Origin of the sequence: Paracidovorax wautersii (genome assembly GCF_031453675.1) — a bacterium.
In the GTDB taxonomy this organism is placed as follows: domain Bacteria; phylum Pseudomonadota; class Gammaproteobacteria; order Burkholderiales; family Burkholderiaceae_C; genus Paracidovorax.
In genome coordinates this window covers 1,530,038-1,542,104 of record NZ_JAVIZX010000001.1, presented here as the reverse complement: position 1 = coordinate 1,542,104, position 12,067 = coordinate 1,530,038, and the positions used below count along the sequence as shown (strand labels likewise).

Genomic DNA, 12,067 nt, shown 5'->3' with positions numbered 1-12,067 from the left:
CACCGGCGGCCGTCTCTCGCGGCTCTGAGCTGGCACAAACCGATCCACTTTAGAAACAAAGTTCCCCGGGCTGCGTGAAAAACCTGCAGCCTGCCGGTGAGCCGATTTCAAAGCGCGTCAGCGCCGCGTAAGAAGTGTTGCTGCCCCGCAGCGCTTTGGCCGCCGGGAGGCGCCGTGTCCGCTGCGGCCGCGCCGCTGTGCGGTGCATTGGGCGCTTGAAACCCCCAAGGCGCAAGGGGGCGGGGCGTCGCCTGCAGGACAGGCCGGTCAGGACAGAGAGGCGCCACGGCCCAGCCATCGGCGCTGGCGGGCATCGTGAAAGGCGAAGGCGGTGGAAGCGAGCGCGGCCGGCCGCACCGGCACGCCACCGGCCGCGGCCATGTTTGTGCAGCGCTAGTGCGATGCAGCGCGAAAGCCTGGGAGGGCGCGCTGAGCGGCGCTCAGGCGCAGGCCGAAATCACGCCGCCCCCCAGACAGACTTCGCCGTCGTACAGCACGGCCGACTGCCCGGGCGTGACGGCCCACTGCGCGTCGGGGAACTCCAGGCGGAAGCTGCGGCCCTCGGCCTGCAGCACGGTGCAGGCGGCGTCCTGCTGGCGGTAGCGTGTCTTGGCGGCGCAGGCGCCCAGCGCAGGCGGGTGGCCGGCGACCCAGCTCGCATCGGCGGCCTCCAGCGTGTGCGACAGCAGCCAGGGGTGGTCGTGGCCCTGCACCACGCGCAGCGTGTTCTTCTCCAGGTCCTTGCGGGCCACGAACCACGGCTCGTGCTCCCCACCGCCGCGCTGCGCGCCCTTGTCCTTCACGCCGCCGATCCCCAGGCCCTGGCGCTGGCCCAGCGTATAGAACGACAGGCCCACGTGCTTGCCCAGCGTGCGGCCGCGGTCGTCCTGGATGGGGCCGGGCGCGTGGCTGATGTAGCGGTTCAGAAACTCGCGGAACGGCCGCTCGCCGATGAAGCAGATGCCGGTCGAATCCTTCTTCTTGGCGTTGGGCAGGCCGATCTCTTCGGCAATGCGCCGCACCTCGGTCTTGTGCAGTTCGCCCACGGGGAACAGCGTCTTCGACAGCTGGGCCTGGTTCAGCCGGTGCAGGAAGTAGCTCTGGTCCTTGGACGGGTCCAGGCCCTTGAGCAGCTCGTACCGCCACTCCGATTCAAGGGCGCCATCGCGCGCGGTCGCGTGCGATTCCATCCTGTCATGCCCCTGGGGCATGGAGCCCGGGTCGGCCGCCACGCGGCGGACCCGGGCGTAATGGCCCGTCGCGATCTTCTCGGCCCCCAGGCGCATGGCGTGGTCCAGAAACGCCTTGAACTTGATCTCGGCATTGCACAGCACGTCGGGGTTGGGCGTGCGGCCGGCCTGGTATTCGCGCAGGAACTCGGCGAACACGCGGTCCTTGTAGTCGGCCGCGAAGTTCACGTGCTCGATCTCGATGCCGATCACGTCGGCCACGGCGGCCGCGTCCACGAAGTCGATGTTGGACGAGCAGAACTCGCTGTCGTCGTCATCTTCCCAGTTCTTCATGAAGATGCCGACGACCTCATGGCCCTGCTTTTTGAGCAGGTGGGCGGTCACGGCGGAGTCCACGCCGCCGGAGAGGCCTACGACAACGCGCTGTTTGGTGGGAGCAGTCATTGCCCTGATTGTATTTTTTTGCCGTGTCCACGCGGCCTGTCAGGGCGGAGCGCAAGCTCACGGCGGAGTGATCGGAAGCGGCCGGCGGCCCACGGCGGCGTGCGCTGCGCTCAGGCTTTCGTGCAAGGCGGCAGCTTCACCTGCGCCTTGCTGGCCTGGCTTCGTCCAGCAGCCAGCGTGTGAACAGCACAAAGGCTTCGTTCTCGGCCAGCGCCGCGCGGCTGCACAGGTAGTAGCCGCGCCCCGTGTCCACGGCCTGGGTGAAGGGCAACATCAGCTGGCCCGAGGCCAGTTCGGCTTCGATCAGCAGTGGCTGGATCAGGGTGACGCCCATGCCAGCGCAGGCCGCGACGATCAGGTGGTTGCCTAGGTCGAACCCCGGGCCGAGCACGGGCTCGGTTTTTACACCGCCCACCGCGCGCAGCCACAGCGCCCAGTTTTCAGGGTAGTTGGTGTGGTGCAGCAGGGTGGCCCGCAGCAGGTCGCGCGGCTCGCGCAGCGCAGCGGCCAGGGCCGGGGTGCACGCGGGCACGATCTCACGCCCGGTCAGGTAGCGTGCCCGGATGCCGCGTGGCCAGCCGCGCGCCGGGCGCTTGAGGTGGATCCACAGGTCCACGTCGTCGCGGGTGAAGTCCTCGTCGTGGTGGAAGGGTCGCAGCTCGATCTCCACGTCGGGGTGCAGCCCGCCAAAGCGCCAGAGCCGTGGCACCAGCCAGCGCGCGGCCAGGGTGGGCACCACGCACACGCGCAACCGGCGTCGGGCGGTGGCAGTGCGCACGCCAAAGCGGCCCACGGCGGTTTCCAGGCCCGCCACGTGGGCCTCGACCAGCTGCTGGAACTCGCGGCCCCGGGCCGTGGGCAGCACGCGCGGGCCGCTGCGGTCCAGCAGCGTGCACTCCAGCCGCTGCTCCAGCCGCTGCACGGCCCGGCTCACGGCGGCCTGTGTCACGAACAGCACCCCCGCGGCCTGCCGGAAGCTGCCCAGCTGGCACACCGCCAGGAACGCGTGCAACTCGGGCAGCGAGGGGGATTTGAACTGCATGGGGTGATTACATCCGGTTATCACGCACGACGAAATTGTCGTTTGCCCGCAGGCGCAGGGCTGCCTACGCTTGGCCCATCCGTATCGAACTCAGCGACCCCGCGCCAGACCATGCCCGCCTTACCTTCGTTTCCCATCCCCCGTGAGCCCGTGCAGGTGCTGGGGCCCGCCGCCGGCACCGCCATCCCGCTAGTGTGCGACTCGCCCCACAGCGGCACGGACTACCCCCCCGACTTTGGCTATGCCGTCGCCACCGGCGACCTGCGCCGCTGCGAGGACACGCATGTGCACTGGCTGTGGGACGCCGTGCCCCAGGTTGGCGGCACCCTGGTGCAGGCCACCTTCCCGCGCAGCTACATCGACCCCAACCGGGACGTGCAGGACATCCACCCCGCCATGCTGGCCGACGCCTGGCCCGGTCCCACGGCGCCCACCGCGCGCACCCTGGAGCTGGGCATGGGGCTGGTGCCCACCCACACCCCAGCCCGCCAGCCCATCTATGCGCGCCGCCTCGCGGCACACGAAGTGGCCCACCGCATCGACCACTACTGGCGTCCCTACCGGCAGGCGCTGGCCGAGGCGCTGGAGGCGGCCGCCGCAGGCCCCGAGGGCGCACGCTGGCATCTGAACCTGCACTCCATGCCCAGCAACGCCTATGAACGCCTGGGCCGCGTGGCCCCCGGCCCGCTGGCCGACGTGGTGCTGGGCGACCTGCACGGGGAGAGCTGCGATGGCGAATTCACGCGGCAGGTCGCGCAGGCGTTTCGCCAGCGCGGCTATACCGTGGCCATCAACGACCCCTACGCGGGGCAGGCGCTGCTGCGCACGTTCGGCGCGCCCTTGCGCGGACACCAGAGCCTGCAGATCGAGATCAACCGCGCGCTCTACCTGAACGAGCACACCCGCGAGCTTCTGCCCCAGGCGCACCGCCTGCGCGAGGACATCGCGGGCGTGCTGCACGACCTGGCTGCGCGCATCCGCCCGTCCTGCGCTGCCCCTTCCGTTTCGACCCCCACTTGAACCCCTGACCCTGAGGATCCCGCCATGCCCACGTCCGTCACCCGCCGCCGCTTCATCCAGACCAGCGCCGCCCTGGCCAGCGCCACCGCCCTGCCGGCGCTGGCCCAGGCCACCGACCGCTACCCTTCCCGCCCGATCACGCTGGTGGTGCCGTTCCCGCCCGGCGGTTCGGTGGACAGCGCCGGCCGCGCCATGGCCGACCGGCTCGGGCGCGTGCTGGGGCAGACCGTGATCGTGGAGAACAAGGGCGGCGCCGGTGGCGCCATCGGCAGCACGCAAGTCGCCAAGGCGCAGCCCGATGGCTACACGCTGGTCGTCACCTCGCAGACCACGCACGTGATCAACCCGATCCTCACGCCCAACCTGCCCTACGACGCAGTGAACGACTTCGCGCCCATCACGATGATCGACCGGCTGGCCAATGTGCTGCTGGTGACCCCGGGCCTGCCGGTGAAAAACTTCACCGAGTTCGTGAAGTACGTGAAGGAGAACCCCGGCAAGCTGAACTACGCCTCCTCAGGCAACGCCTCGGTGGCCTACCTGAGCATGGAGTTGCTCAAGGCCAAGCTGGGCCTGTCCATCACCCACATCCCGTATCGAGGCGCTGGCCCGGCGCTCACCGACCTGCAGTCGGGCCAGGTGCACATGACCTGGAACAACCTCTCATCCAACCTCAGCATGGTGCAAAGCGGCCGCCTGCGCGCGCTGGCGGTGGCCTCGCCCATCCGCGCGCCGCAACTGCCCGATGTACCCACGTTCGACGAACTCAAGCTGCCCGAACTGAACCTGACTTCCTGGACGGGCCTGGCGGCACCTGCCAAGACCCCCGAGCCCATCATTGCCCAGTTGTATGAGGCCATGCGCACGGTGCTGCGAGACCCCGCCACGCACAAGGCCTGGAACGACCGCGGCGCAATGCTGCCGGAAGCCCTCAAGCCCGTCGACTTCCGCAAGGAAGTGCAGCAGCGCATCCAGTTCTACAGGAACATAGTCAAGACCCACAGGATCGCCGTGGAGGCATGACAAGGCGCAGCGTGGGGACCACCGGCTACCCCAACGGCCCGGGGCGCGGCACGCGCTCCGCTCAGCCGGCCGCTGGCTCAGTCACCGAGGGATCGGTGTGCACCAGCGACAGCGGAAACCGCTGGCCCGCCAGGTAGTCCTCCAGGCAGCGCAGCAGCAGCGGGCTGCGGTGGCGCTCGGGGCAGGCGCGGATCTCGTCGGGCGTCATCCACAGCGTGCGCACGATGCCGGTGTCGAGCGCCCGCCAGCCGTGGTGCGTGCCGAGCGTGCCGGCAAACGCAAAGCGCATGTAGGTGATGTCGTCTCCGGTGCGCGTCTTGATAAAGCGGTTCAGGTACACGCCGACCAGCGCCGTAGGCACGAATTCGTGCGCGGTTTCTTCCAGCACCTCGCGCGCGCAGGCCTGGATGGGCGACTCGCCCGGGTCCAGGTGGCCGGCGGGGTTGTTGAGCTTGAGGCCGTCGGTGGTTTCTTCCTCGACCAGCAGAAAGCGGCCCTCGCGCTCGACGAGCGCGGCCACGGTGACGTTGGGTTTCCAGCGGTTGGGCATGGCGCGCATTATGACGAGGCAGCATGACGCGCTGCGCTCGGACTGCCGCGCCCCATTTCAAGTTCCAAGGTGTGGCGGCGCGAGCCCAGGGCGGCTACAGCGCCCGCACCATGTACACGGCGCCTTCGCCGTAGCGGGCCAGCTGCGCGCGTTGCACCGCATCGGCCAGGGGTTGCACCGCGTAGCCCTGGCGCTCCCAATAGTTTTGCGATCCTTGCACCGACACCAGCGCGGAGTGCCGCAGGCCCCGGCTGCGCGCAACGTCCCACATCGGCCGCAGCAGCGCGCGGGCCAAGCCCTGGCCTGCGCACGCGGGCAGCACGGCCATGTCGTGCAGGTACAGCGTGTCGGGTTGCGGCACCTCTTCAAAGTCGCCGTGCAGCGGTGTCACCTTGCCCCGCACAGACCCGTAGGCTGCCAGGTACGCGCACACCACGCCCGCGCGCTCCAGCACCAGCGAGCAGTTGGCCGCACTGGCCAGGCGCCGGGCGAACACCTCGCCGCTTTCCACGTAGCCCTCGCCGTAGCAGGCCAGCTGCACCGCAAGCAGGCCGGGCAGGTCGGCGGTGACCAACGGGCGCACCGTTGTCGTCGTCATCGCGCCAACGCCGCCTTCTTCCCTTATCCCTGCGGCAGCACGGGCGCCTGCACGAAGTCGTCGAGCGACAGGCCCTTTTCTTTCAGCAGCGCCTCCAGCACGGGCTGCAGGCGGCCCAGGCTTTCCTGCACTGCTTCGCGCACGGTGTCCACCACCACCTGGGTGCTGCGTTCGATTTCGATGTTCAGGCGGTCGCCCACCTGCTTGGTTTCAAACACGGTGGCGCGCCGCGTCTCAGGGATCAGCCACACCTCGAACCAGCCCTCCTGGCGGTTCACCTCGGCCACCGTCAGGCTGGCGCCGTGAATGGCGATGTAGCCCTTGGCAAAGATGTAGCGGCGAAACGCCTCCGGCACGGCCACGCGCCACACCAGGTTGTTGTCGAATTCGCGCCGCTCGATGAGCGTGCCTGTGAAGTCCACATGGCCCGACAGCGGGTGGCCGCCGATCTCGGCGCCGTCCTTGGCCGCCCGCTCCACGTTCACGCGGTCGCCCTGGGCATAGCGGCCCAGCGTGGTGATGTTCAGGCTCTGCAGCATCACGTCGAAGTTGGCCTGCGTGGGCGACAGGATCTCGGTCACCGTGAGGCACACGCCGTCGGTGGAGACGCTGGCGCCGATGGCGAGGTCTTCGCAGAAGCCCTCGGGAAAGTCGAGCGTGAAGGTGCGCAGGCCTGCGCGGTCGTGGATGGCGGCAATGCCTGCCGTGGCCTGGACGATGCCGGTGAACATGGCGCGGATGAAGGGGGAAGAAGGGATGTGAGGGAAAGGCGTTCGATCGATTGTGCCAGCCGGCCCATGCCCGCGTGGCGCGCGCGGGCGCTGCCGGCGGGCCCCTGCGCCGCGTGCGCGTTCGGTTCGTTCAGCCGGCGGCAGCGCCCTCGCCGGCCCAGGCGGCCTGCTGCACGTCCAGCGGCAGCTCGCGGGCGAGCGCGGTGTGCTCGCGCTCGTGGTGGTGCTCCAGCACATGGCGCAGGGTGTGGGCCGAGTCCAGCAGCATCAGCACGGCGCGGCGCCGGCCGGTCTCGTCCTGCGGCGGATGGCGCACCACCTGCTGCACGCGCTGCAGGTAGTCGCCCGCCAGTTCGGCGATGCGCTCGTGCTCCAGCCGGTACACCCGCGCCGCCCAGCGGGGGCCCTCGGGCACGTGGGGCAGCAACCGGGTGTTCTCGATGTCGATGTGGCGTTCCAGATGCGCCCACCACTGCTGCAGTCGCTGCAGCGCGCTGCCGAAGTCGCCCCCGGCCACGTCCAGCAGGTGGGCATGCAATTGCGCGTCCAGCCACGCATGCTGGCGTTCGAAATGCGAAGGGGCGGGATCGGGCAAGGACATGGCTGGCGCGGTGCAGGGCGGAAATCGGGTGCGCCGCTTATACACCGCGCTGCCGCACGCGCCCTTGCGCCACGCCAAGGAGCGGGCGCGGCCCCTGCAGGCGCCGGCCCCCGCCTGCGCAGACCTTATTTGGCGCGCAGGAACTCGCCGACTTCCAGCAGCACCAGCTCGTTGTCGTCCGCCTGGTTCGGCGCGCGGCTGCTGCTGAACGGCAGGTTGTTGTCGTTGCCCACGACGATGTGCGTGGCGTCCACCACGTCCACGTTCTCGATGGTGAAGAACGGGAAGGTCAGCACGCCGTGGTTGAGCGGCTTCTTCGCCAGGCGCTGCGGGTCCTGCAGGTTCATCAGGTCGATGTAGTCCACCTTGCGCAGCTCGCCGCCGGCGTTGGCATCGGTCAGCTCCACCTTGTAGACGCGCTTGAATTTCGCCAGGTCGTGGAAGCAGTCCGTGCGCTTCTGGCCTTCGGGGCAGGCCTGGTCGGCCGTGCCCTCGCCGTTGTCGCGCTCGATGATGAGGCCCGTGGTGGCGTCGATCATGTTGAAGTCGCCGATGGCGTGGTGGTTGGCCTCCAGCACGTACTTCCAGTGGCGGCCGGTCCATTGCTCGGCCTTGACGTCGAACTCCAGCACGCGCAGGTACTGCTTGCCGCCCTCCACCGCCTCATAGGCCTTGGCGGACTCGTTCCACAGGGGGCCTTCCAGCAGCGCGTAGAGCTTGCTGCCGTCCTTGGAAGAGGCCATGCCCTCGAAGCCCTTGGAGCGCTTGACCTCGAAGGCCGGCGCCTTGGCATCCGGCGCAGCCGCCGCGGTGATGGCCGGGTGGTCGGGCGAACGCACGACCTTGCCGTCCACCTGCGTCTCGAACACCGCCAGCACCTTGCCCTGCAGGTCGGCCTTGATCAGGTACGGCCCGAACTCCTCGCCGATCCACAGCGCGCCACCCGCGAACTGGAAGCTCTCGGGGTCGAAGTCCGCGCCCGTCAGGTAGCGCTGCTTCGTGCCCTCTTCGGCAATGCGGAACGGCACCTTCTTGTCGGGGTCGTGCAGGAACACCGTTTTTTGGCGCTTGAAATGGCCGGTCTGGAAATCCACCGCGTAGTGGTTCAGGTACAGCATGAAGTCGGGCGAGTTGGCCTTGGCGCCGGCGCCGTTGTCCGTGAGGATCCAGAACGTGCCGTCGGCCATGCGCTTGATGCCCGAGTGGCCCTGGGCAGGCTGGCCCTTGAAGGGCAGCGACACGCCCGTGGGACGGCCGTAGGACAGGCCTTCGACGCTGCCCAGCGCGTCCACGCGCCGGGGCGTGGTGAACTTGCCGCTGGTCTGCAGGTCGGCCGGTGCATCCTGGGGCGAGGCGATGAGCGACTGCGCGGGCAGCACGGCGTGGCCGGCGAGCGTGGCGGGAAAGGCCTGCTGGGCGTGTGCGGGGGAGAGAAAGGCACAGGCCAGTGCGGCACAGGCGGCGAGACGGGAGCGAGGGAACATGCGAACGGCTCTTGCGTGGAACAAAAGCCGGACGATGCCGGGCCGCCGTGACAAGGCCGTGACGGAGACCGCCGCGCGGACCGGCAGCGCCGCGCCGTGCCTTGCTGGTCCGTCGCGGCCGCGGAGGGCATCGCGGACATCGGGACGAAAAAAACCGGCCCGATGGAGCCGGTCTTTTCAAGCGGTGGCTACCGCTCAGTAGCGGCCGCCGCCGAAGCCGCCGTTGCCATAGCCCACGTCCGCGCGCCCGCTGGCGCGGTAGCCTGCCGAGCCGCCGCCCGCGCCACCACCCGCTTCGCGCGGACGGGCCAGGTTCACGACGATCGAGCGTCCATTGACGGACACGCCGTGCAGACCGGTGATGGCTGCCTGCGCAACTTCCGCGGATTCCATCTCCACGAAGCCGAAGCCCTTGGAGCGGCCGGTTTCACGGTCCATCATGACTTTGGCGGAAGAGACGCCGCCGAACTCGGCGAAGTTGCTCCGCAGGCTTTCATCGTCGACGGTATAGGGCAGGTTGCCCACATAGATCTTGGTGCTCATGGAAAGCGTCTTTCTGAAGAGGGAGCGCGACGAAGGCGCGCTGTTGGAAGGGGATGGTGGTTCGGAGCCGCAGCCTCTGGCAGGGGCCGGGCGTTCGGTATGCACGCCTCGGTACCGGTTGGGCTGCGCTCGGCAGCTTTCACCCGCCTCAGGGTGGGCAAGACGGCGGGGTCCAGAGCTTGCGCTCTGGGGGCAGGCACTGCGGTGGGGGTGCGGTGCCGTAGCCGCGGGATGCACAGCGCTAGATTATATCCTTGGGCTGCATTTGAACGCGGTTCGATATTCTTCTGGGTTTTAACGTGAGCCGCTGGGGCTCAAACCTCCGCAGGCGCGGTCAATCGCCGCACCCACAACTGCCATCCCAGATAAACCACCACGGCCGCGTTGAACACCACCACCGCGCTCGCCAGCCAGGTGGGGCGGTGCGCCCAATGCCACAGTTCGAACGGGATGTAGAGCCCCCCCGACAGCGCGCCCAGCCACTCGCCCCAGGCGCGGCCGCGCCACAGGCCCATGGCCTCGGCAAAGCGCAGCGCGGCATACGCGCCTGCCGCCATCACCAGCAGGTGCAGGTCTTCATGCGCCCACACATCCACCTGCGACAGCAACAGCGCGGGGTAGCGCTGGCCCGGGCTCAGGCCTATATGGCCGATGAGCGCCACCGCCAGCTGGTGCAGGTCGCGGTGCAGCACGCTGAGCAGGCCCGCGCCGGCCAGCAGCGCCAGCGCGCCCTTGAGCGCCTCGAAGCCGGCGATGGCGCGCAGCGGGCCACGCCCCGCGCCGTGGTGGACTGCGCGGGCGATAGCGGGTGCGGAAGCGGCGACGGGCTGCGGGGCGGGAGGGGTCATGCCAGGCGGAATACTGCCACGGCCTGCACCAGCTGCTGCGCCTGGCCGTTGAGGCTGCTGGCCGCGGCTGCGCTTTCCTCGACCAGCGCGGCGTTCTGCTGCGTAGTGGTGTCCATCTGCGCCACGGCTTCGCCCACCTGGGCGATGCCGGCGCTCTGCTCCGCCGTCGCCGCACTGATGATGCCGACCAGATCGCTCACCTTCTGGATGGAGGTGACGATCTCCTGCATGGTGCGGCCGGCATGGTCCACCAGCTGCGTGCCCTCGCCCACCTGGCTCACGCTGGCAGTGATGAGTTCCTTGATCTCGCGCGCGGCGGCGGCCGAGCGCTGGGCCAGGCTGCGCACCTCGCTGGCCACCACGGCGAAGCCCCGGCCCTGCTCGCCCGCGCGGGCCGCTTCCACCGCCGCGTTCAGCGCCAGGATGTTGGTCTGGAAGGCGATGGAGTCGATCACGCCGATGATGTCGGCGATGCGGCTGGAGCTGGTGTTGATGCCCTGCATGGTCTGCACCACCTGCTGCACCACGGCGCCGCCGCGCGATGCGACGTCCGACGCGCTGCGGGCCAGCTCGTTGGCCTCGCGCGCGGTGTCGGCGTTGTGCTGCACGGTGGAGGCCAGCTCTTCCATCGACGCGGCGGTTTCCTCCAGCGCGCTGGCCTGCTCTTCCGTGCGCTGGCTCAGGTCGGCATTGCCCTGGGCGATCTGGGCGCTGGCCGTGGCCACGCTCTCGGAGTTGGACCGCACGCTGCCCACCACGCCGCTCAGCTGCACGGTCATGCCCTGCATGGCTGCCAGCAACCGCGCCACCTCGTCGCGGCCCTGGGGCTGCACCCGCATCGACAGGTCACCGGCGGCCACGGCTTCGGCCAGGCGCACGGCGCTGTCCAGCGACCGGGTGGTCGTGCGCGTGACCATCACCATCACCCACAGCGCCAGCGAAGACAGTGCGGCCAGCGCCACGCACAGCCAGATCAGGCCCTGGCGCAATGTGCTGATCTGCGCGTCCAGCGAGTCGCGCAGCAGGTCGAACGCATTGGTGACCAACACGAACTGCGCATCGATGACGCGGGTCATGCGGTCGACCCACTCCGTGGACGCGAGCGTCAGGGTCTGCGGCTGGATGATGGATTCATCGGCCAGCTTGAAGCCCTCCTGCGCTGACGTGACCGCGGCGGCACGCGCACGCTCCACGGCGGCGGGCAGGCCGTCGCGGCCGGCGGCCAATTCCAGCGCCTTGCGCGCGTCTTCGTAGTTCTGGCGTGAGCGCTCGGCCAGCCCGTCGATGCGGGCGCGGTCCTCGGGCGACGCATCGCCGCGGCCCAGCACGACGGCGCCCCGCGCGCGCATCTGGCCCAGCGATTCGGTCAGCCGGGGCAACGGCCCCAGCACCGCGCGCTGCACGTAGTAGGTGCTGGCGTCCGGGTCCAGCGCCAGGCCGGAGCTGTTCGCCACGTCGTCGATCAGCTCCAGCAGGTGGGCGATCAGGGCGGCATGCTGCTGGTTGCTCTGCACCCCCGTCAGCGTCTTGCCCGACACGCCGGCCACCAAGGCCCGCCATTCGGTGACGATGCCGTCCAGCCGGCTTCCCAGCGCACCGTCCGCCAACGGGGCCAGGGCGGTGCGCACACGCGCCTGGGTGTCTTCCACCTCTTTCTGGCGCTCCTGCCGGGTGGCGCCGGCGGACGCCGCGCCGCTCAGGAAGGCGGCCGACAGCCCGCGGTGCTGTTGGGTCTGCTGCAATAGCCGCAGCAGTTCGCTGCCGGGCGCCAGTCCCAGCCGTTCGCGCTGGGCCACCGCCACCTTCTCGGCGGTGGCTTGGAGGAGCAGCGCCGTAGGTACGGCGAAAAGCAGGAAGGCAAGTGCGCCGATGAGGGCGAACTTGCGCGAAAAGCGCAGTTGGGTGATCCAGGCAGTCATAGGGGCCGAAGCAGTCGTAGTTTTGTAAGAGGCGAAATGACCAAAAACAGGCCGATCGGGGACCTGCAACGCAC

The 12,067-nt window shown here is 69.4% G+C and carries 12 protein-coding genes; 2 read left to right on the top strand and 10 right to left on the bottom strand.

Annotated elements, in window-relative coordinates; all coding sequences use genetic code 11:
- Positions 1–440 precede the first annotated feature (440 nt).
- Positions 441–1,634: a tRNA 2-thiouridine(34) synthase MnmA gene (mnmA, locus tag QE399_RS07070; RefSeq protein ID WP_309827491.1), complete on the bottom strand. Its 1,194-nt coding sequence runs from the start codon at positions 1,632–1,634 to the stop codon at positions 441–443.
- Positions 1,635–1,770: 136 nt separating this feature from the next.
- Entirely contained in the window at positions 1,771–2,676 is a 906-nt protein-coding gene (locus QE399_RS07065; protein WP_309827490.1) for a LysR substrate-binding domain-containing protein, read from the bottom strand.
- Between the two features lie 111 nt (positions 2,677–2,787).
- Here QE399_RS07065 and QE399_RS07060 point away from each other — a divergent pair, with 111 nt between their 5' ends.
- Both QE399_RS07060 and QE399_RS07055 read left to right on the top strand, forming a co-directional pair.
- Entirely contained in the window at positions 2,788–3,696 is a 909-nt protein-coding gene (locus QE399_RS07060) for an N-formylglutamate amidohydrolase (RefSeq protein ID WP_309827489.1), read from the top strand.
- A 24-nt stretch (positions 3,697–3,720) separates the two neighbouring features.
- Positions 3,721–4,719 carry a Bug family tripartite tricarboxylate transporter substrate binding protein gene (locus tag QE399_RS07055; protein WP_309827488.1) on the top strand — a complete coding sequence of 333 codons (999 nt, stop codon included), beginning with the start codon at positions 3,721–3,723 and terminating at the stop codon, positions 4,717–4,719.
- A gap of 61 nt (positions 4,720–4,780) precedes the next feature.
- On the opposite strand, the gene QE399_RS07050 is transcribed toward QE399_RS07055, so the two are convergent.
- From QE399_RS07050 to QE399_RS07015, 8 genes are all read right to left on the bottom strand, one after another.
- A complete protein-coding gene (locus QE399_RS07050) occupies positions 4,781–5,269 on the bottom strand; it encodes an NUDIX hydrolase (protein ID WP_309827486.1) in 489 nt (162 codons plus the stop codon).
- 94 nt (positions 5,270–5,363) lie between these two features.
- The gene (locus tag QE399_RS07045; RefSeq protein ID WP_309827484.1) at positions 5,364–5,867 is read right to left on the bottom strand and encodes a GNAT family N-acetyltransferase; all 504 of its coding nucleotides are present in this window, start codon (positions 5,865–5,867) and stop codon (positions 5,364–5,366) included.
- 23 nt (positions 5,868–5,890) lie between these two features.
- Positions 5,891–6,598 (bottom strand): riboflavin synthase subunit alpha, encoded by a 708-nt coding sequence (locus tag QE399_RS07040; protein WP_309827483.1) that lies wholly within the window; start codon positions 6,596–6,598, stop codon positions 5,891–5,893.
- 130 nt (positions 6,599–6,728) lie between these two features.
- Entirely contained in the window at positions 6,729–7,199 is a 471-nt protein-coding gene (locus tag QE399_RS07035; RefSeq protein WP_309827482.1) for a hypothetical protein, read from the bottom strand.
- Between the two features lie 125 nt (positions 7,200–7,324).
- Positions 7,325–8,683, bottom strand: a complete 1,359-nt coding sequence (locus tag QE399_RS07030; RefSeq protein ID WP_309827481.1) for an esterase-like activity of phytase family protein — start codon at positions 8,681–8,683, stop codon at positions 7,325–7,327.
- 195 nt (positions 8,684–8,878) lie between these two features.
- Positions 8,879–9,226 (bottom strand): RNA recognition motif domain-containing protein, encoded by a 348-nt coding sequence (locus tag QE399_RS07025; protein ID WP_309827479.1) that lies wholly within the window; start codon positions 9,224–9,226, stop codon positions 8,879–8,881.
- Positions 9,227–9,540: 314 nt separating this feature from the next.
- The gene (locus QE399_RS07020) at positions 9,541–10,074 is read right to left on the bottom strand and encodes a DUF2127 domain-containing protein (protein WP_309827477.1); all 534 of its coding nucleotides are present in this window, start codon (positions 10,072–10,074) and stop codon (positions 9,541–9,543) included.
- Positions 10,071–11,993 (bottom strand): methyl-accepting chemotaxis protein, encoded by a 1,923-nt coding sequence (locus QE399_RS07015; RefSeq protein WP_309827476.1) that lies wholly within the window; start codon positions 11,991–11,993, stop codon positions 10,071–10,073. Before QE399_RS07015 ends, QE399_RS07020 begins: the two co-directional genes overlap by 4 nt.
- Between the last annotated feature and the right edge of the window lie 74 nt (positions 11,994–12,067).